This window comes from Bradyrhizobium sp. Pha-3, from assembly GCF_042258615.1.
GTDB lineage: Bacteria > Pseudomonadota > Alphaproteobacteria > Rhizobiales > Xanthobacteraceae > Bradyrhizobium.
Window position 1 is genome coordinate 2,572,655 of sequence record NZ_CP170152.1, and the last position, 25,337, is coordinate 2,597,991.

Genomic DNA, 25,337 nt, shown 5'->3' on the forward strand with positions numbered 1-25,337 from the left:
GGGATGAGCTTTGGTTGAATCGGCTCGCTGCAGTTTCGTTTCACCTCTCCCCGCCGGGGAGAGGTCGGATTGCGAAGCAATCCGGGTGAGGGCTCTTGCTCTCTCGATAGACCGTAACCCCTCACCCGATTTGCTGCGCAAATCGACCTCTCCCAAAGGGAGAGGTGAGTCTTCGCCGTTCGGGCTCAACCTACTCTCACGCTAGCAAACCGGATTACGTCGTTCCACCCCGCCGCGTCAGGTGATCGAGCAGATTCATCGGCAGCGGGAAGACCACGGTCGAGGAGCGTTCGCCGGCAATGTCATGCAGCGCCGCGAAATAGCGGAGCTGCATCGCCTGCGGCTCCTGGGCGAGGATCCGGCCGGCCTCGACGAGCTTCTCGGCGGCCTGCTGCTCGCCCATCGCGTTGATCACCTTGGCGCGCCGCAACCGTTCCGCCTCGGCCTGCTTGGCGATCGCCCGCACCATCGTCTCGTTGATATCGATGTCCTTGATCTCGACCGCGGTGACCTTGATGCCCCAGACGTCGGTCTGCTTGTCGAGGGTCTCTTGGATATCGGCGTTCAACTTGTCGCGTTCCGCCAGCATCTCGTCGAGCTCGTGCTTGCCGAGCACCGAGCGCAGCGTGGTCTGGGCAAGCTGGCTGGTCGCCGCCATGTAGTCGCCGACCTTGATGATGGCGCGCTCGGGATCGACGATGCGGAAGTAGAGCACGGCGTTGACCTTGACCGAGACGTTGTCGCGGGAAATCACGTCCTGCGGCGGCACCACCTGAACCATCACCCTGAGGTCGACCTTCACGAGCTGCTGCACCACTGGAATCAGGATGATGAGCCCGGGGCCCTTCACCCCGGTAAAGCGGCCGAGCGTGAAGATGACGCCGCGCTCGTATTCGCGCAGCACGCGCACGGCCTGGGTCAGGAATATGATGACAAGCAGGACGACCGCCGCATAGGTGAAATAATCAAGCATCATGCTGTACCTCCATCGCCGGCAGAAGCCGGCGCACGCTGGACCACCAGCGTCAAATTGACGATGTTGGCCACCTCGACAGTCTCTCCCGCCTTGAACGCCTCGGTGCCGCGCGCCTGCCAGCGTTCGCCGTTGGTGAAGACGTGACCTGATGTCTCGGACCAATCGAGCACCTCGGCCGGTAGCCCGCGCATGGCCTGCGCACCTGTCCGGAGCGGACCGTTGCGCGCGCGGCGCAGCGCCCCGAGCACGACGAGAATGAGACCTGCGAACATCGCAGCGACGATGCCGATGACCGACCATGACAGGTGGTATCCGGGCGCCTCGATCCGGAACAACAAGGCGGCTCCCAGCACAAGGGCGACGATGCCTCCGAGGCCGATCACGATGGTCGGGTTGAAGGCTTCGATCGCGAGCAGCGCCATCCCGACCAGCATCAAGGCGAAGCCGGCGTAGTTGATCGGCAGCATGTTGAGCGCGTAGAGCCCGAGCAGCAGGCAGATCGTGCCGACGACTCCGGGTGCCACGGCGCCGGGGGACATGAATTCGAAGATCAGGCCGTAGATGCCGACCATCAGGAGAACGAATGCGATGTTGGGATCGGTGATGACAGCAAGCACGCGCGAGAGCCAGGTGGGATCGATGGCTTCGATCACGGCGTCCTTCGTCGCCAGCCGTTGCGTCTTGCCGCCGGCAAGCTCCACCGTCCGGCCGTCGATCTGCCTGAGCAGGTCGGCCGGATCATGCGCGGTGAACTCGATGACATGGGCCTGCAACGCGGCGTTGGCGGAGAGCGTGGCGGCGTCGCGGACCGCCTTCTCGGCCCAGTCGGCATCGCGGCCGCGCAGTTCGGCGAGGCTGCGGATGAAGGCGACGGCATCGTTCGTCACCTTCGCCGTCATGGTATCTTTGGTCGTCGACGGGTTGCCGCCGTCCTTCTGGTCCTTGCCGTCCTTGTCCGGGGTGCTGCCCGGCAGACCCGGCATCGGGCCGCCGATCTGCACCGGCGTCGCGGCGCCGATATTGGTGCCGGGCGCCATGGCCGCGAGATGGGTCGCATAAAGAATGTAGGTCCCGGCGCTCGCGGCATGGGCGCCGGAGGGCGCGACGTAGCCGACGACGGGAACGGGCGAGGCCAGCACGTCGGTGATGATCTCGCGCATGCTGGTGTTGAGGCCGCCCGGCGTATTCAGGCGCAGAATGACGATCTCGGCGTGTCGCTCGGCCGCCTTGGCCAGGCCGTCCTTGACGTAGCTGGCCGATGCCGGCCCGATCGCTCCGTCGATTGAAATAGTCAGGGCAAGACGGTTGTTGTCCGCGGCCGCGCCGGGACCAATGGAAACAACCAAGGCGACCAGGGTGGTCGCCACAACGAGAGCCGCCTTGAAGGTCTGCACGGCAAGCACTCCCTTGCCGTGGATATGGGATGCCGCTCGGGAACCTCAATATGGCGCGGTGTCACGGACGCGGTGGGCTGATTCCATTGTGCGTTGCGATGGCCTGCGTTGCGGCACGCTCAGTGCGCGACGGCCAGATATTCGTCGGCGATGTCGGTCATCGCCTGCGCGACCTCGGCCTTTGCTGATCGGTCGAGCTGAACGATCGGCAGTCGCGTCGCCGGCTGCATGAACCCCAGCAGCGCCAGCGCGAATTTCAGGGCCGCGGGATGCTCGCGCTCCAGCAGCGTCGCGAGCGGGACCAGGCGCTGATGCAACTCGCGCGCCTGATACAGCCGGCCCTCGCGCAGATGCCGGGCTACGGCCACGCACAGATCGGGCGCGAGGTTCGAGACCGATGAGATGCAGCCGTCACCGCCGGCGGCCATATAGGCGAGCGACACGGTGTCGTCGCCGGTCAGCATCCGGAATGTTGCCGGCAGGCGTGGGCGCAGGCGCCTGAGGCGCGCGACATCGCTGCTGCCGTCGCGCAGTCCGATGAAGCGTGGGGTGTGCGCCAGCTCCAGTAGTATCTCGTCCGGCAGCCCCTTCACCGTCCGCGACGGGATGTCGTGCAGGATCACGGGCAGTGTCGTGGCGGCGGCGACGGCGCGGAAATGCGCCGCCATGCCCCGTGGCATCGGCTTGTTGTAATAGGGCACGACCGACATGATGGCGTCGGCGCCGGCCGCTTCCGCCGCGCGCGTGAACGTGACGGCGCGATCCGTCGCGTTCGACCCGGCGCCGGCGATGATGCGGACCCGCTTGCGCGCGACACTGGCCGCGATGCGGACCAGCTGCGCGCGCTCCGCGGGCTCCAGCGTCGAGTTTTCACCCGCAGTCTCGCCGACCACCAGCGCCGAGGCGCCGGCCGCGATCTGGCGCTCGCACAGCCGGCCGAACGCATCAGTGTCGATCTCGTCCAGGTGGTTGAAGGGGGTCGGAAGATCGGGGATGAAGCCGGACAGCCACGCCGTCGAACCCGCTTTCGAAGTGACTTTCGCAGTCATGGGGTGAGTGGCTCAGGCCACGCGGCTTGCGGGGAGGGGCGCGGTTTCGCCGCGCATATCGAGTTCGAGCTCGCGCGACAGCTCGACGATCATTTCGGGGTGCTGGCCGTTCTCGAACAGCGCGTATTTGACGGCCTGGGCGCGGTTGACGAACAGGCCGCCATAGAGGCCGTTCTGCTGCTGGGCGACCCACTGGCCGCGGTGGTTGCGGCCGATGAAGACAATGGTGGACGCTGCGCTACACGAGGGAGGTTCGACGAATTTCACGATTGTAGTCCTTCAGGTGGAAGTCACGCGTTCAATGTCTGTCTTGCCGGATATGAAATCGAGCGCGGAGGACGGCCGACTTCATAGGAGCGGCATAGGATTTGAGGGGGGCTTAGATGTGTTGGACGATGCCGGTGCCGAGCGCGCACAGCGCGACATAGGCGGTCATCTCGTCCCAGTGATTGAGATTTGCGGCGAACGGCATCTCGCGCTTGAACAGCCCGGCGAGTGCGCAGATCAGCGCCGACATCCACAGCAGCGTGACGAGGCCCCTGCCGAAGCCTGCGCCGGCGAACACGGCAAAGCCGATCATGATGGCAAGCCGGAAACCGAACCGGACCATCACCTGGACCGACTGCAGCTGCTGCGGCAGTTGTTTGGCGTTCACGACGGCGCCGCCATCAACCGATATTGTCGACGAACAGCGGCTCGTAAAGCGAGCTGGCGTTGCGACGGACAGTGGGCACGCTGGTGCGGTTCTCGGGCGCCGAGATCCGCTGCGCCTCGACGAAGCCGCTGAGGATCGCGAGCGCGAGATCCACATGGCGGGTCTCGATCGACTGGTCGAGCCAGTCGGGCAGCTCGCGTTCGCGCGACAATGCGCAGTGCCACTCGCCCTCGTCATAGACCAGGCGGCGGATCTGCCATTGCGGCAGCTCGAGGTCGAGCAGCGCGATCGCGGCATCAGTCCATGCGCCGGACTGGATCAGTCGCTCGACACGGGCGCTCTTGCCGCTCTGTCCGACCGAGGGAAAGCGGCGGCAGGCCTGGCTTACGATGTCGGCCATGAACTCGGCAGTCACTGTATAGGCGTCGCGCAGCCGTTCGCCGAGGTCGGTGGAGGTGGGTTGGGATAGCACGGACATGGCGTCTTCTCGTCGAAGCACGGCCCAAGGTATTGGCCGCAGGCCCAAAATGGCCCGATGGCCATTTGAAAACGAGATGAGGCAGAGGGCGGAGATATAGGGATTCCATAAAGATGGAACGGGCCCTGAGCAACCGGCAACATGGGTAACAGTTCAGACCGACGACATGGGTAACACAATTCTCGTTTCGTTCAGGTCTGTTGTTGTTGAGGCTGTGGACCCTGAGGGCAACGCGCAGCGTTGTCCTCAAGTCCACAGCCTCTTGCTTTGCGTCTCGGCCTGCGGAGTTGGTCACCGCGGCGAGCGATCGTGCCGAGCACGATCGGGCCATAGCTGACGGTCCAGCCGTCTTGGTCCTCGGCCAGGCCGACGGGCTCACCGATCAGCGCTTCGCTGATGTAGATCGTGTTGCCCAGCCACTTGATCTCTCCGTTCTGCCGGACCGAGCGGACCTCCTGATCGTCAGCGTATTCCGGCTCGCGCAAGACACCGTGGAAGCGGCGCGAGGAGGCTTGGTAACGGTCGGCTGGCGTGGCGTTGTCGAGCGATTGGTGCGGACGTTCTTGGTTGTAGAGATGCTGGAAGCTGTGCAAGCGCTTGAGCTGCTCGCGCATGGTGGGAGCCGGCGGACTGGCAACGTCTTGCAGCAGGGTCAGATGCATGCGTTCATGGCGGCCGTTCTGCTGAGGTTTGCCCGGTGCAATGCGCTCTGGCGTCACGCCGGCTTTGATCAGCTTGACCGACAGCCGCGACAATCCTCCGGCGCCGCGCGAGGCAAACGGCGAGCCGTTGTCCGAGCGCATGTAATGCGGCAACCCAAACTCGCGGAACGCCGCGTCCAGCACCGGCCAGACATGATCCGTGTCGGTGCGCGCCAGAACCTGGCAGCGCAGCAGGTAGCGGCTGTAGGCATCGGTGATCGTCAGCGGCTCGCAGCGCATGCCGTCCCCGGTCAGGAACCAGCCCTTGAAGTCGATGCACCAGGTATCGTTGGCTGCATCGCAACCGGCAAAGGGCGCGCTCGAGGGCGGGCTACGCCGGCGCAGCTTGCGCTTCACCGTCAGGCCCTCACGATCGAACAGCTCGCCGATCGTGCTTGCCGCAGGCCATGCCGTCCGAGGTGACTTCCGTTCAAGAAAGGCCAGCACCTTGATCGGCCCCCAGGTCGGATGCGCCCGACGCACCTCAAGGCAGCGCTCGGCGATCTCCTCCGCAACGCTTTGCGGACGATGCAGAGGAGCTCGCGGACGATCGAACAGTCCGGCCGCGCCTTCTTCCTCGAACCGTGCAAGCCATTTGTAGCCCACCCGACGGCTCACTCCGAACCGCCGACACACCGCCGCAAATGACTCCTCGTGCTTTTGCGCCGCAACCACAAACCGCATCCGCTCATCCACAGCACAGGTCTCCATCCACCCCATCGGCAAGCTCCTCCTTGCCGATCAGTTGACCTGTTACCCATGTCGCCGGTCTATTCTGTTACCTATGTAGCCGGTTAGGACCGCCCTTCACCCTCCCCTGGAGGGGGAGGGTCGCTTCACATCGCGTCAGCGATGCGAAGCGGGGTGGGGTGACGGTCCCTCCGCGTCTGACAGCGTCCGTGCTGGGAGATCACCCCAACCGTCTCGCATTCCGCTTCGCTCCACGCGAACCGACCCTCACCCTCCAGGGGAGGGTGAATCAGTACCATCTTTGGGTCGATGTGGTGCAGGACGACAGCGGAGAGCCTCCGTCGCACTTATAGGATTCCTATAACGTCCTTATGCGCCACCTCTCGAAAACCTATGCCGCGGATGGCACCTCACGGTCATCCGGCGCGGAGCGCTTATACGGTCGTCCCGCGCCCCTCGGACGCATAGGAGTCTCTCATGATGGACATTCTCATGGCGGCGCTCGCGATCGGCTTCTTCGCGGCCGGCATCGGCTACGCCTACGCCTGCGAACGGCTATAGGGGAGGCGGCGATGAACTTCGATTACTCGCTCGCCGGCCTCGTCTCGCTCGGCCTGCTGTTCTACCTCACCTACGCATTGCTGCGGCCCGAACGCTTCTAGGCGGTTCGCGATGTCAGCGCTTTGCACAATTCTGTTGGCCGACGCGGTGCTGACCGGGCTGTTGCTCGGCGTGTTCGCGTCGCTGCTGCGCTTCGCACCCATTCGAAAGGTATGACGCAATGACCGTCATCGGTTGGATTCAAATTATTCTGTTCTGCGCGATCGTGGTCGCGCTGGTCAAACCGCTCGGCTGGTACATGACCCGCGTGTTCAACGGCGAGCGCACCTTCCTCTCGCCCGTGCTGCGCCCGGTGGAGCGCGGCATCTACTGGGTCGGCGGCGTCGACGAGCGGCGCGAGCAGCACTGGCTGACCTATACGGTCGCCATGCTGCTGTTCCATGTCGGCGGCTTCGCCCTCATTTACGGCCTGATGCGACTGCAGGCGGTGCTGCCGTTCAACCCGGCCGGCCAGACCGCGGTATCAGAAGATCTCTCCTTCAACACCGCGATCTCCTTCATCACCAACACCAACTGGCAGAACTACGGCGGCGAGAGCACGCTGTCCTATCTGGTCCAGATGCTGGGCCTGACCCACCAGAACTTCCTGTCGGCGGCGACCGGCATCGCGCTGGCGATGGCGCTGATCCGCGGCTTCACCCGTTCGTCGATGCGCACGGTCGGCAATTTCTGGGTCGATGTCACGCGCTGCACGCTGTACGTCCTGCTGCCGATCTGCATCGTCTATGCGCTGTTCCTGGTCTCGCAGGGCATGCCGCAGACGCTCGGCGCCTATGTCGACGCCACCACGCTGGAGGGCGGCAAGCAGACCATCGCACTGGGGCCGGTGGCTTCGCAGGTTGCGATCAAGATGCTCGGCACCAATGGCGGCGGCTTCTTCAACGCCAACGCCGCGCATCCGTTCGAGAACCCGACCGCGCTGTCGAACCTCGTGCAGATGATCTCGATCTTTGCGCTCGGCGCCGCGCTGACCAACGTGTTCGGCCGCATGGTCGGCAATGAGCGACAGGGCTGGGCGATCCTGGCCGTGATGGGCATCCTGTTCATCGCCGGCGTCACCGTCACCTACTGGGCGGAAGCCAACGGCACCTCGGCGCTGCAGGCGCTTGGTCTCACCGGCGGCAATATGGAGGGCAAGGAGGTCCGCTTCGGCATCGTCGCGTCCTCGCTGTTCGCCGTCGTCACCACCGCTGCGTCCTGCGGTGCGGTCAACGCCATGCATGACAGCTTCACGGCGCTCGGCGGCATGATCCCGCTGATCAACATGCAGCTCGGCGAAATCATCGTCGGCGGCGTCGGAGCCGGCTTCTACGGCATGCTGCTGTTCGTCGTGCTGGCGATCTTCGTCGCCGGCCTGATGGTTGGCCGCACCCCGGAGTATGTCGGCAAGAAGATCGAGGCGCGCGAGGTCAAGATGGCGATGCTCGCGATCCTGGTGCTGCCGCTGATGTATCTCGGCTGGACCGCGGTCGGCGTGGTGCTGCCGTCGGCGGTGGCCTCGATGGCCAATGCCGGCCCGCACGGCTTCACCGAGGTGCTTTATGCCTACACGTCCTCGACCGGCAATAACGGCTCGGCCTTCGCGGGCCTGTCCGGCAACACCCTGTTCTACAATCTGACGCTCGCGTCCGCGATGTTCGTCGGCCGCTTCTTCATGATCGTGCCGGCGATGGCGATCGCGGGTTCGCTGGTCGAAAAGAAGTCGATCCCGGCCTCGGCGGGCACCTTCCCGACCACCGGCGGCCTGTTCGTCGGCCTCGTCATCGGCGTGATCCTGATCATCGGCGGCCTGACCTTCTTCCCGGCGCTTGCGCTCGGGCCGATCGTCGAGCACCTCGCCATGAACGCCAACACCCTGTTCTGATCGAATACGTTCGGAGTGACATCCATGGAAACCATGAAACTGCAGAAGCAGGTGACGGCGTCGACCATGCTCGACCCGAAAATCCTGGTGCCGGCGATCTGGTCGGCCTTCGTCAAGCTCGATCCCCGGCTGATGATGAAGAACCCCGTGATGTTCGTGGTGGAGGTGGTGGCCGCATTGACCACAATCATCTTCGTACGCGACCTCGTCACCGGCGGCGCCAACCTCGGCTTCACCTTCCAGATCATCCTCTGGCTCTGGTTCACGGTGCTGTTCGCCAACTTCGCCGAGGCGGTCGCCGAGGGCCGCGGCAAGGCGCAGGCGGAATCGCTGAAGAAGACCCGCACCGAGAGCCAGGCCAAGCTGCTCACCGGCACCGACCGGACCTATCGCATGGTGCCCGGCACCTCGCTGAAGGTCGGCGACATCGTGCTGGTCGAGGCCGGCGATAATATCCCGTCCGACGGCGAGGTGATCGAGGGCGTGGCATCGGTCAACGAGGCCGCCATCACCGGCGAATCCGCGCCGGTGATTCGCGAGTCCGGCGGCGACCGTTCGGCGGTCACCGGCGGCACCCAGGTGCTGTCGGACTGGATCCGTGTCCGCATCACCGCGGCGCAGGGCTCGACCTTCATCGACCGCATGATCAGGCTGGTGGAGGGCGCCGAGCGGCAGAAGACGCCGAATGAGATCGCGCTCAACATCCTGCTGGCGGGCCTCACCATCATCTTCGTGTTCGCAACGGTGACGATCCCGAGCTATGCCGCCTATGCCGGTGGTTCGATCTCGGTCGTGGTGTTGGTGGCGCTGTTCGTCACGCTGATCCCGACCACGATCGGTGCGCTGTTGTCGGCGATCGGCATCGCCGGCATGGACCGCCTGGTGCGCTTCAACGTGCTGGCGATGTCCGGCCGCGCGGTGGAAGCCGCCGGCGACGTCGACACGCTGCTGCTGGACAAGACCGGCACCATCACGCTCGGCAACCGCCAGGCGACCGCGTTCCGTCCGATCCGCGGCGTCTCCGAGCAGGACCTCGCCGATGCGGCGCAGCTCGCCTCGCTGGCCGACGAAACGCCGGAGGGCCGCTCGATCGTGGTGCTTGCCAAGGAGAAGTACGGCATCCGCGGCCGCGACATGCACGATCTTGCGGCGACCTTCGTGCCGTTCACCGCGCAGACCCGCATGAGCGGCATCGATGCCGGCACCTCGTCGGTCCGCAAGGGTGCGGTAGACGCCATTCTCGCCTATGTCGACGGCGGCTCGCCCCGCACCGTCGCATCGGGCAATACCGTCCGTGCGGTCGCAGCGACGATGAGTGCGGAAGCCCGCGAGGTCCAGTCGATTGCCGACGAGATCGCCAAGGCCGGCGGCACGCCGCTGGCGGTCGCCAAGGACGGCAAGCTGCTCGGCGTCGTGCACCTGAAGGACATCGTCAAGGGCGGCATCCGCGAGCGTTTTGCCGAATTGCGCCGCATGGGCATCCGCACCGTGATGATCACCGGCGACAACCCGATGACCGCGGCAGCGATCGCAGCCGAAGCCGGTGTCGACGACTTCCTGGCGCAGGCAACCCCCGAGGACAAGCTCAAGCTGATCCGCGACGAGCAGTCCAAGGGCAAGCTGGTCGCGATGTGCGGCGACGGCACCAACGACGCGCCGGCGCTTGCGCAGGCCGACGTCGGCGTCGCCATGAACACCGGCACGCAGGCCGCCCGCGAGGCCGGCAACATGGTCGACCTCGACTCCAACCCGACCAAGCTGATCGAGGTGGTCGAGATCGGCAAGCAGCTCCTGATGACCCGCGGCGCGCTGACCACGTTCTCGATCGCCAACGACGTCGCAAAGTACTTTGCGATCATCCCGGCGATGTTCCTCGCATTCTATCCGCAGCTTCAGGTGCTGAATATCATGCACCTGGCGAGCCCGCAGAGCGCGATCCTGTCGGCGATCATCTTCAACGCGCTGATCATCATCGCGCTGATTCCCTTGGCGCTGAAGGGCGTCAAGTATCGCGCGGTCGGCGCCGGCGCGCTGCTCAGCCGCAACCTGATGATCTATGGCTTGGGTGGCATCATCATCCCGTTCATCGGCATCAAGGCGATCGACCTCATCGTCGCCGCCCTGGGCCTGGCTTAAGGAGCCGCAATCATGTTGAGAGAAATCCGTCCCGCCATCCTCGTGCTGGTCCTGCTGACCGCGATCACGGGTCTTGCCTATCCGCTCGCCATGACGGCGATCGCCGGCGTCATCTTTCCGAAGCAGGCGCAAGGCAGCCTGATCGAGAAGGATGGCAAGGTGATCGGCTCCGCCCTGATCGGGCAGGAGTTCAAGGAGGATAAATACTTCCACGGCCGGCCGTCGGCGACGCTCGCGCCGGATCCGAACGATTCCTCCAAGACCGTGCCGGCGCCCTACAACGCGGCCAATTCCGGCGGCTCCAACCTCGGCCCGACCAGCAAGGCGCTGAACGACCGGGTCAAGGAGGATGTCGAGAAGCTGAAGGCGGAGAACGCGTCCGCCAGCGTGCCGGTCGATCTCGTCACCACCTCGGCCAGCGGGCTTGATCCCGACATCTCGCCGGACGCCGCGCTGTTCCAGGTGCCGCGGGTCGCCAAGGCGCGCAGCATGTCCGAGGACGCGGTGCGCGAGCTGGTGACGCAGAACACCCAAGGCCGCTTCGCCGGCGTGATCGGTGAGCCCCGCGTTAACGTTCTTGCGCTCAACCTGGCGCTCGATGCGGCAAAGGCGAAATAGGGGAGTAGGCCCGCTCTCGCAGGATGACTATATTGCGGTATGGCCAATCAGCGTGATCCCAATAAACGACCCTCGCCGGATGCGCTGCTGGAGGCGGCGCGCCGGGAGACCGATCGATCGGGGCGGCTGAAGATCTTCATCGGCGCCGCCCCCGGCGTCGGCAAGACCTACGAGATGTTGCAGAGCGCCCACGCCCGCCTCAAGGCGGGCGTCGACGTCGTGGTCGGTGTCGTCGAAACCCACGGACGGGTGGAGACCGAGGCGCTGCTCAGGGGGCTCGAGGTGATACCGCGGAAGCGGCTGGCCTATCGCGACCAGACGCTCGAGGAGATGGACCTCGACGCCCTGATCGCGCGGCGGCCGCAGCTCGCGCTGGTCGACGAGCTCGCCCATACCAACGCGCCGGGCAGCCGGCATCCCAAGCGCTATCTCGACGTCGAGGAGCTGCTGTCGCACGGCATCGACGTCTACACCGCGATCAACATCCAGCATATCGAGAGCCTCAACGACGTCGTCGCGCAGATCACCCATGTGCGGGTGCGCGAGACCGTCCCCGACTCGGTGGTCGATCGCGCCGATGCCATCGAACTGATCGACCTCACGCCCGACGACCTGATCCAGCGGCTGAAGGAGGGCAAGGTCTATGTGCCGAAGCAGGCCGAACGCGCGCTGGAGCACTATTTCTCGCCCGGCAATCTCACCGCGCTGCGCGAGCTGGCGCTGCGGCGTACTGCCGAGCGGGTCGACGAGCAATTGCTCACCCACATGCAGGCCAATGCGATCCAGGGGCCCTGGGCCGCAGGCGAGCGCATCCTGGTCTGCCTGAGCGAGGACCCGCGCGCGGCCGGCCTCGTGCGCTACACCAAGCGCCTGGCCGACCGGCTGCATGCGCAATGGACCGCGGTCAGCATCGAGACGCGGCGCAGCCTGCAATTGAGTGACGAGCAGCGCGACCGGCTTTCCGACACCATGCGGCTTGCGGAATCGCTCGGCGGCGAGGCGCTGACGCTTCCCGGCGTCGGCCGCCGCATCGCCGACGACGTCATCAATTTCGCCCAGGCCAACAACGTCACCCAGATCATCATCGGCAAGTCGACGCGTTCGCGCTGGTTCGAGCTGACGCATGGCTCGGTGGTGCACGATCTGGTGCGCCGGGCCGGCAATATCAGCGTCAACGTGATCGCCGGCGACGAGCTGCCGGTCGGCAAGGCGGCGGTGCAGACCGCGCAACGGCAGGAGCCGTTCAATCCGCGGCCCTATCTGATGGCGCTGCTGCTGACGGCCATCGGGCTCGGCGCGGCCAAGCTGATCCAGCCGTTCTTCGGCATCGAGAATGTCGACCTGGTCTTCATCACCGCGGTGGTCGGTGCGGCGGCGCGCTACGGCCTGTGGCCGTCGCTGCTGGCCAGCGTCGCGGCCTCGCTGTGCTACAATTTCTTCTTCCTGCCGCCGGTCTACACTTTCACCATCACCGACCCGACCAATGTCGCGGCGTTCTTCTTCTTCATGCTGATCGCGCTGCTGGTCTCCAACGTCGCGGCGCGGGTGCGCGTCCAGGCCGATACCGCGATCGGCCGCGTCCGCACCACCGAGTCGCTCTATGCGTTCAGCCGCAAGCTCGCCGGCACCGCCACGCTCGACGACGTGCTGTGGGCGACCGCCTACCAGATCGCCCTGATGCTGAAGGTGCGCGTGGTGCTGCTGCTGCCGGAGGACGGCATGCTGACGGTCAAGAGCGGCTATCCGCCGGAGGACCAGCTCGATCAGGCCGATCTCGCCGCCGCCAACTGGGCATGGGGCAATGATCGCCCGGCCGGCCGCGGCTCCGATACGCTGCCGGGCGGCAAGCGGTTGTTCCTGCCGATGCGCACCGGCCGCGGCCCGATCGGCGTGATCGGCATCGACGACGACCGCACCGGCCCGCTACTGACGCCGGACCAGCGCCGGCTGCTCGATGCGCTGGTCGACCAGGGCGCGCTCGCGATCGAGCGCGTGCTGCTGGTCGAGGACATGGATCGTGTCAAGCGCACGGTGGAATCCGATCGGCTGCGTGGCGCGCTGTTGACCTCGATCTCGCACGACCTCAAGACGCCGCTTGCCTCGGTGCTCGGCTCGGCTTCGGCGCTGCGCGATCTCGGTGCCAGCCTGAGCGAATCCCAGAAGCATGATCTGCTCGCGACCGTGATCGACGAGTCCGAGCGGCTGAATCGCTTCATCGCCAATCTGCTCGACATGACCAAGCTGGAATCCGGTGCGATCGTGCCTAATACCGCGCGGCACGATGTCGGCGAGATCGTCGGCAGCGCGCTACGCCGCGCCGCCAAGATCCTGGTGCATCACCGGGTGTCGCTGGAGCTCGCGGCGGACCTGCCGATGCTGGAGCTCGACGCCGTGCTGTTCGAGCAGGTGCTGTTCAACCTGCTCGACAACGCCGCCAAATATGCCCCCTCGGACACCACGATCTCGATCCGCGGCGCGCGCGACCGCGACACCATCGCGTTGCAGATCCTCGATGAAGGCAACGGCATTCCGGCCGCCGAGCTCGAGAGCGTGTTCGACAAGTTCTATCGCGCCGAGAAGGGTGACCATGTCCGCCCCGGCACCGGCCTCGGCCTTGCGATCTCGCGCGGCTTCGTCGAGGCGATGCGCGGCACGATCGCGGCGGCCAACCGCTCCGACCGCAGCGGCGCCGTCATCACCATCCGCCTGCCGATCCCGGCCGACACCAACGCGCTGGACACTGCTGCATGAACGCGACGCCCATCAAGGTCCTGGTCATCGACGACGAGCCGCCGATCCGCAAGCTGCTGCGGATGGGGCTGAGCACGCAGGGCTACGACATCCTCGAGGCCTCCAACGGCAAGATGGCTCTGGAGATGCTGGGCGAGGGGCCGTCGCTGATCATCCTCGATCTCGGATTGCCCGACATCCAGGGCCACGACCTCTTGCGCATGATCCGCGGCCGCAACGAGGGTGTGCCGATCGTGGTGCTGTCGAGCCGCGGTGACGAGGCCGGCAAGGTGCAGGCGCTCGATCTCGGCGCCGACGATTATCTGACCAAGCCGTTCGGCATGGACGAATTGCTGGCGCGGCTGCGGGCCGCGCTGCGCCACCAGTTGCAGGTGCAGGGCGAGCGCCCGGTGTTCCGCTCCGGCGATCTCTCGGTCGATCTGGTGCGCCGGATCGTCAAGGTCGGCGACAAGGAGATCAAGCTGTCGCCGAAGGAGTACGACCTGCTGCGCGTGCTGGTGCAGCATGCCGGCAAGGTGCTGACCCACCGCTTCCTCTTGAAGGAATTGTGGGACGAACTGACCGACGCGCAGTATCTGCGCGTCTATGTGCGCCAGCTCCGCCAGAAGATCGAGGCCGACCCCGAGCGTCCGCAATTCGTGCTGACCGAGACCGGCATCGGCTATCGGCTGCGCGCGGCGGATTAGCTCCCTCCGGTGTCATGCCCCGCGAAGGCGGGGCATCCAGTACGCCGCGGCCCATCGGTTCAATCGCTGGCGTCTCTGGAATACTGGATCGCCCGGTCAAGCCGGGCGATGACGGCTCCCGGAACTTTCACTCACATCAAGGCTTGTTTTCCGTTACCGGGAGAGAAGCCATGGCAAGAAAATACTCGCGGAAGGCATCAAGCGATGTCGAGCGCGTGATGAAGAAGCGCAAGGCAGGAACGTTGCGCAGCGGCCGCTCCAAGAAGAAGGTGACGAGCCGCAAGCAGGCGATCGCGATCGGACTGTCGGAGGCGCGCGCCAAGGGCCGCAAGGTACCGAAGAAGGCCGCGCGGAAGACGTCGACGAATCGCAAGACGACCAAGAAGCGCAAAGCCGCGAAGAAGCGGTAGGATCGCTAGCCTGCATTCCTTCGTCGTGCCCGGGCTGACCCTGGTATCTTTCTTCCCGGCGACGAAGAGGGCCGCGAAGCCGGGCGATGACGCATCGGTCCAGCTCATCCAAACAGCTTGAGTTTGGAACTTGAACGGATACCGTAGGTTTCGGTTCCTGATGGCCGCGCCGGGGTGGCGGCCGGGGTTTGCGCCGAGGCCTGGATGTGTCGCTGAGAAATCACGTGTCGCTGAGAAATCTCACCACCTATCGCAAGAAGCGCGACTTCGAGAAGACCAACGAGCCGTCGGGCGACGTCAAGGTCGCACCCGGCAAGCAGCGGCGCTTCGTGATCCAGAAGCATGACGCGACGCGGCTGCACTATGATCTCAGGCTGGAGTTCGATGGCGTCTTCAAGTCCTGGGCGGTGACGCGCGGGCCCTCGCTCGACCCGCATGACAAGCGGCTCGCGGTCGAGGTCGAGGATCATCCGCTCGACTATGGCGACTTCGAAGGCACGATTCCGGAAGGCCAGTATGGCGGCGGCACGGTGCAGCTCTGGGATCGCGGCACCTGGGAGTCCGACGATCCCGACCGAGGTTTCAAGAAGGGCGACCTGAAATTCACGCTGCATGGCGACAAGCTGCACGGCAGCTGGGTGCTGGTGCGGATGAAGAACGACCGCTTTGGCGGCAAGCGCACCAACTGGCTGTTGATCAAGCATCGCGATGAGTATGCCGTTGATGGTAACGGCGAAGCGATCCTTGATGAGGACCGCTCGGTCGCCTCGGGCCGCTCGATGGCAGAGATCGCAGCCGGCAAGGGCCGGGCGCCGAAGCCGTTCATGCTGGCCAAGGGCAACGGCAAGGCCAGGGCGACAATCAAGGCAGATGCGGTCTGGCAGTCCAATCACGGCATGGCCGCGGATGCGCGCGCCAGGACCAAGGCGCCGGCGCCCCAAGAAAAGGTGAAAGCGCAATTGAAGGCGAGGCCGAAGGCGCAACCGAAGCAGGTGGCGGAGATGCCGGACTTCGTTTCGCCGCAGCTCTGTGCCGCGGTCGAGAGTCCGCCCAATGGCGCGGGCTGGTGCCACGAGATCAAGTTCGACGGCTACCGCGTGCAGCTTCGTATCGAGGATGGTGAGGCCGTGGTGAAGACCCGCAAGGGGCTCGACTGGACCGACAAGTTCGGCGCGATCGTGAAGGAGGCCGGCAAGCTGCCGGATGCCCTGATCGACGGCGAGATCGTCGCGCTCGATGAGAACGGCATGCCGCATTTCTCGACGCTGCAGGCGGCACTCTCCGACGGCAAGACCGACCAGCTGGTCTTCTACGCGTTCGACCTGCTGTTTGCCGGCAACGAGGATCTCCGCCCGCTGCCGCTGACCGAGCGCAAGGCGCGGCTCAAGACGCTGCTCGCGGCGCGCAAGGGCAAGCTGATCCGCTATGTCGAGCATTTCGAGGAGCGCGGCGATGCGGTGCTGGATTCAGCGCGCAAGCTCGGGCTGGAAGGCATCGTCTCCAAGCGGCTCGACGGCGCCTATCGCTCCGGGCGCTCGGACGACTGGACGAAAGCGAAAATCCGTGCCGGCCATGAGGTGGTGATCGGCGGCTGGAAGACCACCAACGGCAAATTCCGCTCGTTGATGGCGGGTGTCTATCGCGGTGATCATCTGGCCTTTGTCGGCATGGTCGGCACCGGCTTCGGCCAGGACACGGTTCGCCGCATCATGCCGGCGCTGAAGGCTGCGGCGTCCGACACCAACCCGTTCGGCGGCAAGGATGCGCCGAAGAAGACCCGCGACGTGCACTGGCTGAAGCCGGAGCTGGTCGCCGAGATCGAGTTCGCCGGCTGGACCGACGCCGGCAATATCCGCCAGGCGGCGTTCAAGGGCCTGCGCCAGGACAAGCCGGCGCATGAGGTCGAGGCCGAACGGCCGGTCGTAACCAGAGTGGTGAAGCCGATGGCGAAAGCAAAATCCAGCGAGGTCATGGGCGTCGCCATCTCCCACCCGGACAAGGCATTGTGGCCGGACGCCGGCGATGGCGCGCCGGTGACGAAGCTAGATCTCGCCACCTATTTCGAGGCGGTCGGCGCATGGATGATCTCCTACCTCAAGGGCCGGCCATGCTCGATCGTGCGCGCGCCTGACGGCATCAAGGGCGAGACCTTCTTCCAGCGCCACGCGATGGCCGGCACGTCGAAGCTCCTGAAGCTCGCCAAGGTCTCCGGCGACCGCAAGCCATATCTGCAGATCGACCAGGTCGAGGGTCTGGCTGCGGTCGCGCAGCTCGGCGGTCTCGAGCTGCATCCCTGGAATTGCGCGCCCGATGCCTATGACACGCCGGGCCGGCTGGTGTTCGATCTCGATCCCGCGCCCGACGTCGCGTTCTCCGACGTGATCGACGCCGCCAAGGACATGCGCCAGCGGCTGACTGCGGTCGGTCTCGAGAGCTTCTGCAAGACCACCGGCGGCAAGGGCCTTCATGTCGTGGCGCCGCTGCTCGCAGGCGCCAGGGACAAGGTGACCTGGAAGGAGGCCAAGGCGTTCGCGCAGGCGATCTGCCAGTGGATGGCGCAGGACGATCCCGAGCGCTATCTGATCAACATGTCGAAGGCCAAGCGCACCGGAAAGATCTTCCTCGACTATCTGCGCAACGACCGGCTCTCGACCGCGGTCGCGGTGTTGTCGCCACGGGCGCGTCCGGGCGCGACGGTGTCGATGCCGCTGACCTGGAGCCAGGTGCGCGGCGACCTCGATCCGAAGAGATACACGGTGCGATCGGTGCCGGCGCTGCTCGCGAAGAGCAAGGCGTGGGACGGCTATGAGGATGCCGCCTCGTCGATCAAGGCGGCGATGAAGAAGCTCGCGGCGCAGTGAGAAGCGTCAAGCGAGCGTTCTCCCCGTCATACCCCGCGAAAGCAGGGTATCCAGTACGCCGCGGCCTATCGGTTCAATCATCGGCGCCTCTGGAATACTGGATCGCCCGCTTTCGCGGGCGATGACGTTCGTAGCGGCGGTGATGGCGCGCTACACCACGCCCCGGCGCTACAGGCGTCCGAGCAGCAGCAGGATCAGCAGGATCACGATCACGAGGCCGAGGCCGCCGCCGCCGTAGTAGCCGGTGCCGTAGAACGGTCCGCCGCCGATGCCGCTGAAGCCGCCAAGCAGCGCAATGACCAGAATAATAAGAATGATCGTTCCAAGTGACATCTCAGTCCTCCTCAGCCCCGCGGGCCTGTCGTCTCTGCCCTTCGGGGGAGGAAACAACCCGCAACTGTGAAGGTTCCGGTTTGAGCGGCGCGATAAAACTGTGTGATCTTCCATTTGCGGTGGAACAGAATTACATCAACGGAATCCATGGAGGAGTGCACCGCGATGTCGGCTCCGCTGATTGTCTCGATTCCCCACAGCCTCGGCCGCGACGAGGCGATGCGCCGCCTGAAAACAGGCCTGTCGCGCGCAGCGGCGAACGTGCCTGTCATGAGCGTCGACGAGGAGCGCTGGGAGAATAACCGCATGAGCTTCCGCGTCCGCGCGCTGGGGCAGGTCGCCACCGGACATCTCGATGTCGAGGACAGCCATGTGCGCCTGGAAGTGACGCTGCCGTGGCTGCTGCAACGCTTCGCCGAGGTCGCGCAGGCCGCCATTAAGAAGAGCGGGCAGTTGCTGCTGACCAAGCGCTGACGCGTGACGTTAGCCGTGCGCGCGTGCACGTCTTGGGGCTTGCTTCGTTCCAGCCGCGGCCTTCGCCTTCAGTACCGCGACCGGCAGCCTGGCGAACAGCGTCGAGAGCTGAATCCTGTCTTGGCCGCCCGGGAGCGCATATCCAGCCACATCGATCTCGCCTTCAAAGGCTTCGGGGCGCGGCCAGCTGCGCCCGCCCTGCGTGAACGGGGCAAATGATTTCGCCACCGCGACGATGACCGCGTCGCGGCCATGACGCCGTGCGAAGGCGATGACGTGATCGCGATGCGCGCCGCTGACCGTGAGCGGCTGGTAGTCGCCGCTGGTGAAGACCTCGGGCAGCTCGTTGCGCAGCCGCAGCAGGTGCCGCGTCCATGCGAACTTCAGGCGGCCATCGCGCCAGCTTTGCGTCAGCGCGTCCCAGTCCGGCGCCTCCAGCGCCGCGAGCATGTCCGCGCGTCCGGCAAAGTCGACCGGACGGCGGTTGTCGGGGTCGACAAGCGAAAGATCCCAGCTTTCGGTACCCTGGTAGAAATCGGGCACGCCAGGCATCGTCGCCTTCAGGGTGATCTGGCTCAGCGAATTCAGCGCGCCGATCAACGCGGTGCGCTCTGCCAGCGTCTCCAGCGCATCGAGGAATTCAGGCGAGGCCTTGCGATCGAGGACCCGCTCGATGAAGGTTTTCACGCCCGCCTCGTAAGCTTCGTGCGGATTGAGCCAGCTGGTCTCCTGCTTGCCCTCGCGCGCGGCTTTCAGCGCATAGGCCTGGATGCGCCCGACCAGCGATTTGTCATCCGGATCCCAGGCGCCAAGCAGGGCCTGGTAGAGCATGTATTCGAATGTCGCCGACGGGGCGCGCGTCTTGCCGTCCAGCACAAGATGCGGCGCGTTCAGAACCTTCCAGCGTGCCACCGCGCTGGTCCATTCGCCGGGGATCTCCGCAAGCGCCATGATCCGGGCGCGGGCGTCCTCGCCGCGCTTGGTGTCGTGGGTCGCGGTCGCCGTTATGCCGTGCGGCCATTCGCGGGCACGGGTCTGCATCATGGCGTGGAAGGTCTCGGGCGCGATCGCGCTCGCCGCCGGATCGCCGCCGACCTCGTTGAGCGCCAGCAAGCGATGGTAGCGATAGAAGGTGGTGTCCTCCAGCGACTTCGCCATCATCGGCCCGGTGAATTGCTGCACCTTCAGCGCGAAGCGCCGTACCCGTGGCGCACTGTGCGGCGGCCGGCCGGGCTTCAGGAGGTCCATGGTCAGGGCATCGCGCAGGAAATCGAAGATGCCTTCGTCGGCGGCGAACCAGTCGGCGCGGGCGCGCTCGATGGTCGCGCTGATCAGTGCGCGGTCATGCGCGGTCGGGCCGGAGGCGGTGAGATAGGTGCGATAGACCGGGAAGTGCAGCACATAGAGCTCGAGCGCCTGCCGCAGGCTGTCGGCGGAGAAGTCGCGGGTCGAATAGTGCCCGCTGGCAATGCGCGCGAGCAGCCGCGCCAGCACGGTGAATTCGCTGGTCAGCAAGGTCTCCAGCACGCGGCGCTTGGCCTCGCGCAGCACCGGCGTCAAATTCGGTGACTGGTTGCTGATCTGGCGCCAGATCTCGTTGAGCGGATCGAGCCCGCTGCCGTCGACCAGCACCTGGCTGATCGTGTTCATCCATTCATAGCCGGTGGTGCCATGGACGCCGCTGAATTTCGTCAACTTCTCGTCCTCGCCGAGGATCTTCTCGATCACCATGTAGAACGGCTTTGCCTTGGCGCCTTGGGCGTTGCGGATCAGGCGGCGCAGCCGCTGGAAGTACTGGGCAGGGTCGCGCAGGCCGTCGATATGGTCGAGCCGCAGGCCTTGCAGCCGGTCTTCCGCGATCAGCCGCTTCACGAGGCTGTGGCTCGCCTCGAAGGTGGCGGCGTCCTCGACCCTGAGGCCGGCCAACGTGTTGACGTCGAAGAAGCGGCGATAGTTGATGTCGCTGGAGGCAAGCCGCCAGTGGCCGAGCTTGTAGTGCTGGCGCTCCAGAAGATGATGCAGCGCCAGTGTCTGGGTGGGCCGGTCCTCGGCGGCGCGATAGGCATCGAGCCCGCGCGCGATGATCTCGGAACTGCCCGCGATCGCCTTGATCGCGGCCTTCAGCGTCGGCGCCTCCTGCCGGTTCGGGTGACGCAGCCCGCGGTACCGCGCCGCGAGTTCGAGCATCGCCCGTCCGGCTGCGCTGCCTTCTGCGCCGGCCTCGCGGACGATGCTCCGCAGCACCTCGCCATAGCGCTCCGGCGCGATCGGCAGGCGGTGCTCGAAATACCAGGCCGAGAAACTGCCTTCGCTTGCGTCGTAGCGCAGCTCGATCTCGCCGCGCTCCAGCGCCTGGCCATAGGACGAGCCGAGGATCGGCAGCAGCACGCCGCCGCGCGCGCGATAGGGCAAGAGGTCCCAGTCGATGTCGAAGGAGACCGCATGCGGTGACACCGGTCCCCATTCCAGCACGTCGAGCCACCACGGGTTGTCGGCAAAATGCACGCCGACATGGTTCGGCACGAAATCCAGGATCAGGCCGAGGCCGTTGCTCTTCAACGCATCGCTGAATCGCGCAAAGCCTTCTTCGCCGCCGAGCTCCGGATTGAATTTGGTGTGGTCGACGACATCATAGCCATGGGTCGAGCCCTTGCGCGCCTTCATGAACGGCGAGGCATAGACATGGCTGATGCCGAGCGCCTTCAGATACGGCGCCACGGCTGCGGCGGCATCGAAGTCGAAATCGGCAGTGAGTTGCAGTCGGTAGGTCGCGATCGGGATCGCCGGAGGCATTGTGCTATCCGATGTGCCAGCGCACCGCCCAGCCGGGGAGGTCGCTCGACAACGCGGCGCCCCAGATCGCAGTTCCCTTCGGTTCCGCTGCGCCGGTGATCGCCCGGTCCGACAGATTGACTGTCAGCCATAGCGTGCGGCCATCGCCCATCCGCCAATGCGCAGTCAAGAGATCGCCCGTGACGCGGTCGCCGCCGAAGCGTGCCCCGATGAGCCGCGGCGTGATCTCGCGCCGCCGCACGGCGAGCAGGTCGCGCACCAGCGCGAGCCGCGCGCGCGCTGGATCGTGCCCAAGCGCCGCCCAGTCGAGCACCGCCGATCGCACCGTCTCCTCGGCAAGCGGGTCGGGAATGTCGTCGCCATATTTGGCATAGGCCCAGGCGAATTCCTTGCGGCGGCCGGCGCGGACGGCGTTGGCGAGGTCGCCCTTGAAATCGCAGAAGAACGGGAAGGGTGTCGTCGCGCCCCATTCCTCGCCCATGAACAGCATCGGCGTGGTCGGCGCGATCAATGTGACTGCCAGCGCCGCCTCGATCGCCTTGGGCTTTGCGATGCTCTCGAGCCGATCGCCCAGCGGCCGGTTGCCGATCTGGTCGTGGTTCTGCAGGAAGTTGATGAAGCAGGTCGGCGACAGCGCGCCGCTCGGTTCGCCGCGGGCCTTGCCGCCCCAGAACTCCGAGACTTCGCCCTGGTAGATGTAGCCGGACGACAGAGCCCGTGCGAGGTCCTGCTTCGGCGTGCGGTAGTCGCCGTAGTAGCCCTGGGTTTCTCCGGTCAGCAGCACATGCCAGGCGTGATGATAATCGTCGTTCCACTGGCCACGGAATTTGCCGCGCGGCGGGCCTTCGGCGGCATCGAGCAGGCTTGCAATGTTGTCGCCGTTCTCGAGCACGAGGTTGATGTGCCGGCCAGTCTCCATGGCGAGCTTGCCGGCGGCCTTGCTGAAGTCATACAGGATGGAGATTTCGCCGGCTTCGACGATGGTGTTGACCGCGTCGAAGCGCAGCCCGTCGAAGCGATAGTCGCGCAGCCAGCTGACGACGCTGCCGATCGTAAACGCGCGCACCTCGGGCACGCGATAATCGATCGCGCTGCCCCATGGCGTATGCGCGTCGCTGAAGAAGGTGGGCGCATAGCGGCCGAGGTAATTCCCTTCCGGGCCGAAATGGTTGTAGACCACGTCGAGCATCACCATCAGCCCACGCAGATGCGCTTCGTCGATCAGGGTCTTGAGGTCTTCTGGCCGGCCATAGGCGCTGTCGGGCGCGTACCACAGCACGCCGTCGTAGCCCCAGTTGCGCTTCCCTGCGAAATCCGCCAGCGGCATCAGTTCGAGCGCGGTGATGCCGGTGGCGACGAGATGATCGAGCTTGTCGATCATGGCGCGGTAGGTGCCGTCCGGCGTGAAGGTCCCGACATGGGCCTCGAGAATGACGGCCTCATGCCAGGGACGGCCGCGCCACTCGGTCGCGCGCCATTTGAAGGCTGAATGATCGATCACCTCGCTCGGGCCGAACACGTCGTCCGGCTGGAACGCGGAGGCCGGATCCGGCACATCGACTTCGTCGTCGATGCGGAATTTGTAGCGCGTGCCCGCGCGCGCGCCCGGGATCTCGGCGATGTACCAGCCGGCGGCATCCCGTGTGAGCGCATGCGCATCGCGGCTTCGCGTATGCGGCTTGTCGAGCAGGAGGTCGACGCGCTTAGCTGCCGGCGCCCAGAGCCGGAAGCGCGCGCCATCAGCGGTCAGTTCGAGTCCGAAGTGCTGCGCGCTCATGCGGAGCCTGCGAATGCCAGCACCGAGCGCGGCGGTGCCGTGGCGTCGGCGCCGGCTGCAAACTGCTCGGCCGTCTGTTCTGCCATGGTTGTGTTCAAGACCTGTTGCCAGCTCCTGTATTCCGCCATCCGCGGCATCCTGAATACGATCTCCTGCGGCGCGGCATTCAGCACGATAAAGATCGGCGCCTGCCCTTGTTCCATCGGCCCCAGCACGTAGGCGAGAAACCGGCTTTCCGGGAATTTCCAGTCGGACTCCTTCATTTCCTCCGCTGATGGCGTCAGCCAGATCACGCCATAGCTGCCGTCGGCGCGGCGGCCGTCGAGCCAGCTCTGGCAGCGGATCTGGCCGAAGCGCTGGCGCAGCGCGGTGAGATGACCGATGAAGGCGATGGCGTCGTCGTCCGTGCCGAGGTTCTCCCAGCCGATCCAGCCGGTCTCATTGTCCTGGCAATAGGCGTTGTTGTTGCCGGCTTGCGTGTTGGCGACTTCGTCGCCGGCGAGGATCAGCGGGGTGCCCTGCGCGAGCAGCAGGCAGGCCAGAGCGTTCTTCCTGAGCTGGCGGCGCAGCGCGATGATGTCGGGATCGTCGGTCGGGCCTTCATGGCCGCAATTGTTGCTGTGATTGTCGTTGGAACCGTCGCGATTGTTCTCGCCATTGGCCTCATTGTGCTTCTCGTTGTAGCTGAAGAGGTCGGCGAGCGTGAAGCCGTCATGCACCGTGATGTGGTTGACGCTGGCGCGGGTCGCGCGGTTGTCGTGGTGAAACAAATCCGAGGACGCGGTCATGCGGCCCGAGATGTCGCCGATCAGGCTGCCTTCGCCGCTCCAGTAGCGCCGCATCGCGCTGCGATAGCGGTCGTTCCACTCCGACCATTGCGACGGAAACGCGCCGACCTGGTAGCCGCCGAGACCGAGATCCCAGGGCTCCGCGACCATCTTCGCGGTCGCCAGCACCGGATCCTGGCGGATCGCGGTGAGGAAGGGATGGTTGCGATCGAACCCGTTCGGTCCGCGCGCCAGGGTCGTGGCGAGATCGAAGCGGAAGCCGTCGACATGGCAGACCTCGACCCAGTAGCGCAGCGAGTCCATCACCATCTGCAACACGCGCGGATGGGTGAGGTTGACCGAGCTGCCGCAGCCGGTGAAGTCGTCGTAGAAGCGCGGGTTCTCGCGGTTCAGCCAGTAGTAGGAGGCGTTGTCGATGCCGCGGAAGCACAGCGTCGGGCCCATATGGTTGCCCTCGGCGGTGTGGTTGTAGACGACGTCGAGCAGCACCTCGATGCCGGCATCGTGCAGCCGCGCCACCGTGGTGCGGAACGAGTCCAGCGCATTGTCCTGGGCGTAGCGTGCCTCCGGCGCGAAGAAGGCGATGGTGTTGTAGCCCCAGTAATTCGAAAGCTTCTTCTCGACCAGGACACGGTCGTCGATCAGGCCGTGCATCGGCAACAGCTCGATCGTGGTGACGCCGAGCCGCTTGAGGTGATTGATCATCGCCGGTGATGACAGGCCGCCATAGGTGCCGCGCAGGTTCGGCGGCACGTCGTCGCGCTTCTGCGTCAGGCCCTTGACGTGGGCCTCATAGATGATGGTGTCTGCCCAGGGAATATGCGGCCGGATCTCGCGGCGACCCCAGTTGAAGGTCTCGTCGACCACCACCGCCTTCGGCATGCCACGGGCATTGTCGCGCCGGTCGAAAGAAAGGTCCTCGCGCGCGCTGCCGGTGCGGTAGGCGAAATGCGCATCGCTCCACACCAGCCGGCCGGCCAGCCGCTTGGCATAGGGATCGAGCAGCAGCTTGTTGGCGTTGAAACGGTGGCCGCGCTCCGGCGCGTACGGTCCATAGACGCGATAGCCGTAAAGCTGGCCCGGCGAGACGTCGTTGAGATAGCAGTGCCAGACGTCCTCGGTGCGCTCCGGCATCTCGATCCGCTCGAGCTCGCGGCGGCCCTGGCCGTCGAACAGGCACAGCTCCACCTTCTCCGCATTCGCCGAGAACAGCGCAAAATTGGTGCCTCTGCCGTCCCAGCTTGCACCGAGCCGTGCGGACGTACCCCCGGTCAGTCGCATG

Annotated in this window: 19 protein-coding genes and 1 pseudogene; 9 read left to right on the forward strand and 11 right to left on the reverse strand. The window is 65.5% G+C overall.

Annotation, left to right across the window (positions count from 1 at the left end):
- Nucleotides 1-214 precede the first annotated feature (214 nt).
- The 7 genes and pseudogenes from ACE10Z_RS12055 to ACE10Z_RS12085 form a co-directional block, all read right to left on the reverse strand.
- Nucleotides 215-976, reverse strand: a complete 762-nt coding sequence (locus tag ACE10Z_RS12055) for a slipin family protein (protein ID WP_375788110.1) — start codon at nt 974-976, stop codon at nt 215-217.
- Nucleotides 973-2,370 carry a nodulation protein NfeD gene (locus ACE10Z_RS12060; RefSeq protein WP_375788111.1) on the reverse strand — a complete coding sequence of 466 codons (1,398 nt, stop codon included), beginning with the start codon at nt 2,368-2,370 and terminating at the stop codon, nt 973-975. The genes ACE10Z_RS12055 and ACE10Z_RS12060 overlap by 4 nt, the downstream gene beginning before the upstream one ends.
- Before the next feature lie 119 nt (nt 2,371-2,489).
- Nucleotides 2,490-3,419 (reverse strand): 4-hydroxy-tetrahydrodipicolinate synthase, encoded by a 930-nt coding sequence (gene dapA, locus ACE10Z_RS12065; RefSeq protein ID WP_375788112.1) that lies wholly within the window; start codon nt 3,417-3,419, stop codon nt 2,490-2,492.
- Nucleotides 3,420-3,431: 12 nt separating this feature from the next.
- A complete protein-coding gene (locus tag ACE10Z_RS12070; protein WP_375788113.1) occupies nt 3,432-3,686 on the reverse strand; it encodes a hypothetical protein in 255 nt (84 codons plus the stop codon).
- 112 nt (nt 3,687-3,798) lie between these two features.
- Nucleotides 3,799-4,074 (reverse strand): hypothetical protein, encoded by a 276-nt coding sequence (locus tag ACE10Z_RS12075; protein ID WP_375788114.1) that lies wholly within the window; start codon nt 4,072-4,074, stop codon nt 3,799-3,801.
- Between the two features lie 13 nt (nt 4,075-4,087).
- Nucleotides 4,088-4,552, reverse strand: a complete 465-nt coding sequence (locus ACE10Z_RS12080) for a hypothetical protein (RefSeq protein ID WP_375788115.1) — start codon at nt 4,550-4,552, stop codon at nt 4,088-4,090.
- A gap of 305 nt (nt 4,553-4,857) precedes the next feature.
- Nucleotides 4,858-5,973 (reverse strand): annotated as a pseudogene (locus ACE10Z_RS12085) (integrase core domain-containing protein); the annotation flags it as partial.
- Nucleotides 5,974-6,515: 542 nt separating this feature from the next.
- Between ACE10Z_RS12085 and ACE10Z_RS12090 the strand changes: the two are divergent.
- The 8 genes from ACE10Z_RS12090 to ligD all read left to right on the forward strand — a co-directional run bounded on the left by ACE10Z_RS12090 (nt 6,516) and on the right by ligD (nt 17,890).
- Nucleotides 6,516-6,605 carry a K(+)-transporting ATPase subunit F gene (locus tag ACE10Z_RS12090; RefSeq protein ID WP_375788116.1) on the forward strand — a complete coding sequence of 30 codons (90 nt, stop codon included), beginning with the start codon at nt 6,516-6,518 and terminating at the stop codon, nt 6,603-6,605.
- 119 nt (nt 6,606-6,724) lie between these two features.
- Nucleotides 6,725-8,428, forward strand: coding sequence for a potassium-transporting ATPase subunit KdpA (kdpA, locus tag ACE10Z_RS12095; RefSeq protein WP_375788117.1), 1,704 nt, complete (start codon nt 6,725-6,727; stop codon nt 8,426-8,428).
- A gap of 24 nt (nt 8,429-8,452) precedes the next feature.
- Nucleotides 8,453-10,564 (forward strand): potassium-transporting ATPase subunit KdpB, encoded by a 2,112-nt coding sequence (gene kdpB / locus ACE10Z_RS12100; protein ID WP_375788118.1) that lies wholly within the window; start codon nt 8,453-8,455, stop codon nt 10,562-10,564.
- 12 nt (nt 10,565-10,576) lie between these two features.
- On the forward strand, nt 10,577-11,182 hold the full coding sequence (locus tag ACE10Z_RS12105; RefSeq protein ID WP_375788119.1) for a K(+)-transporting ATPase subunit C: 606 nt from the start codon (nt 10,577-10,579) through the stop codon (nt 11,180-11,182).
- 39 nt (nt 11,183-11,221) lie between these two features.
- Nucleotides 11,222-13,933 carry a DUF4118 domain-containing protein gene (locus ACE10Z_RS12110; RefSeq protein WP_375788120.1) on the forward strand — a complete coding sequence of 904 codons (2,712 nt, stop codon included), beginning with the start codon at nt 11,222-11,224 and terminating at the stop codon, nt 13,931-13,933.
- A complete protein-coding gene (locus tag ACE10Z_RS12115) occupies nt 13,930-14,619 on the forward strand; it encodes a response regulator (RefSeq protein ID WP_375788121.1) in 690 nt (229 codons plus the stop codon). The genes ACE10Z_RS12110 and ACE10Z_RS12115 overlap by 4 nt, the downstream gene beginning before the upstream one ends.
- A gap of 170 nt (nt 14,620-14,789) precedes the next feature.
- Nucleotides 14,790-15,029: a DUF6496 domain-containing protein gene (locus ACE10Z_RS12120; RefSeq protein ID WP_375788122.1), complete on the forward strand. Its 240-nt coding sequence runs from the start codon at nt 14,790-14,792 to the stop codon at nt 15,027-15,029.
- A gap of 224 nt (nt 15,030-15,253) precedes the next feature.
- On the forward strand, nt 15,254-17,890 hold the full coding sequence (gene ligD / locus ACE10Z_RS12125; RefSeq protein WP_375788123.1) for a DNA ligase D: 2,637 nt from the start codon (nt 15,254-15,256) through the stop codon (nt 17,888-17,890).
- Between the two features lie 168 nt (nt 17,891-18,058).
- Here ligD and ACE10Z_RS12130 read toward each other — a convergent pair whose 3' ends face one another.
- The gene (locus ACE10Z_RS12130) at nt 18,059-18,223 is read right to left on the reverse strand and encodes a DUF3309 family protein (protein WP_076865768.1); all 165 of its coding nucleotides are present in this window, start codon (nt 18,221-18,223) and stop codon (nt 18,059-18,061) included.
- 165 nt (nt 18,224-18,388) lie between these two features.
- Between ACE10Z_RS12130 and ACE10Z_RS12135 the strand changes: the two genes are divergently transcribed.
- Nucleotides 18,389-18,697 carry a polyhydroxyalkanoic acid system family protein gene (locus ACE10Z_RS12135; protein ID WP_223976985.1) on the forward strand — a complete coding sequence of 103 codons (309 nt, stop codon included), beginning with the start codon at nt 18,389-18,391 and terminating at the stop codon, nt 18,695-18,697.
- A 9-nt stretch (nt 18,698-18,706) separates the two neighbouring features.
- Here ACE10Z_RS12135 and treY read toward each other — a convergent pair whose 3' ends face one another.
- Genes treY through glgX form a run of 3 tightly spaced genes read right to left on the reverse strand, consistent with a single transcriptional unit; the run spans nt 18,707 to nt 25,336 of the window.
- Nucleotides 18,707-21,490 (reverse strand): malto-oligosyltrehalose synthase, encoded by a 2,784-nt coding sequence (treY, locus tag ACE10Z_RS12140; protein ID WP_375788124.1) that lies wholly within the window; start codon nt 21,488-21,490, stop codon nt 18,707-18,709.
- Nucleotides 21,491-21,494: 4 nt separating this feature from the next.
- On the reverse strand, nt 21,495-23,267 hold the full coding sequence (gene treZ, locus ACE10Z_RS12145) for a malto-oligosyltrehalose trehalohydrolase (RefSeq protein WP_375788125.1): 1,773 nt from the start codon (nt 23,265-23,267) through the stop codon (nt 21,495-21,497).
- The gene (glgX, locus tag ACE10Z_RS12150; protein ID WP_375788126.1) at nt 23,264-25,336 is read right to left on the reverse strand and encodes a glycogen debranching protein GlgX; all 2,073 of its coding nucleotides are present in this window, start codon (nt 25,334-25,336) and stop codon (nt 23,264-23,266) included. The genes treZ and glgX overlap by 4 nt, the downstream gene beginning before the upstream one ends.
- Nucleotide 25,337 lies beyond the last annotated feature (1 nt).

Excerpts from the sequence above, each read along its gene's own strand:
- treZ (WP_375788125.1), bottom strand. The coding sequence starts at position 23,267 with ATGAGCGCGCAGCACTTCGGACTCGAACTGACCGCTGATGGCGCGCGC.
- ACE10Z_RS12135 (WP_223976985.1), top strand. The coding sequence starts at position 18,389 with ATGTCGGCTCCGCTGATTGTCTCGATTCCCCACAGCCTCGGCCGCGAC.
- kdpB (WP_375788118.1), top strand. The coding sequence starts at position 8,453 with ATGGAAACCATGAAACTGCAGAAGCAGGTGACGGCGTCGACCATGCTC.
- dapA (WP_375788112.1), bottom strand. The coding sequence starts at position 3,419 with ATGACTGCGAAAGTCACTTCGAAAGCGGGTTCGACGGCGTGGCTGTCC.
- ACE10Z_RS12090 (WP_375788116.1), top strand. The coding sequence starts at position 6,516 with ATGAACTTCGATTACTCGCTCGCCGGCCTCGTCTCGCTCGGCCTGCTG.
- ACE10Z_RS12055 (WP_375788110.1), bottom strand. The coding sequence starts at position 976 with ATGATGCTTGATTATTTCACCTATGCGGCGGTCGTCCTGCTTGTCATC.
- kdpA (WP_375788117.1), top strand. The coding sequence starts at position 6,725 with ATGACCGTCATCGGTTGGATTCAAATTATTCTGTTCTGCGCGATCGTG.
- ACE10Z_RS12105 (WP_375788119.1), top strand. The coding sequence starts at position 10,577 with ATGTTGAGAGAAATCCGTCCCGCCATCCTCGTGCTGGTCCTGCTGACC.
- ACE10Z_RS12110 (WP_375788120.1), top strand. The coding sequence starts at position 11,222 with ATGGCCAATCAGCGTGATCCCAATAAACGACCCTCGCCGGATGCGCTG.
- treY (WP_375788124.1), bottom strand. The coding sequence starts at position 21,490 with ATGCCTCCGGCGATCCCGATCGCGACCTACCGACTGCAACTCACTGCC.
- ACE10Z_RS12120 (WP_375788122.1), top strand. The coding sequence starts at position 14,790 with ATGGCAAGAAAATACTCGCGGAAGGCATCAAGCGATGTCGAGCGCGTG.
- ACE10Z_RS12115 (WP_375788121.1), top strand. The coding sequence starts at position 13,930 with ATGAACGCGACGCCCATCAAGGTCCTGGTCATCGACGACGAGCCGCCG.
- glgX (WP_375788126.1), bottom strand. The coding sequence starts at position 25,336 with ATGCGACTGACCGGGGGTACGTCCGCACGGCTCGGTGCAAGCTGGGAC.
- ACE10Z_RS12130 (WP_076865768.1), bottom strand. The coding sequence starts at position 18,223 with ATGTCACTTGGAACGATCATTCTTATTATTCTGGTCATTGCGCTGCTT.
- ACE10Z_RS12080 (WP_375788115.1), bottom strand. The coding sequence starts at position 4,552 with ATGTCCGTGCTATCCCAACCCACCTCCACCGACCTCGGCGAACGGCTG.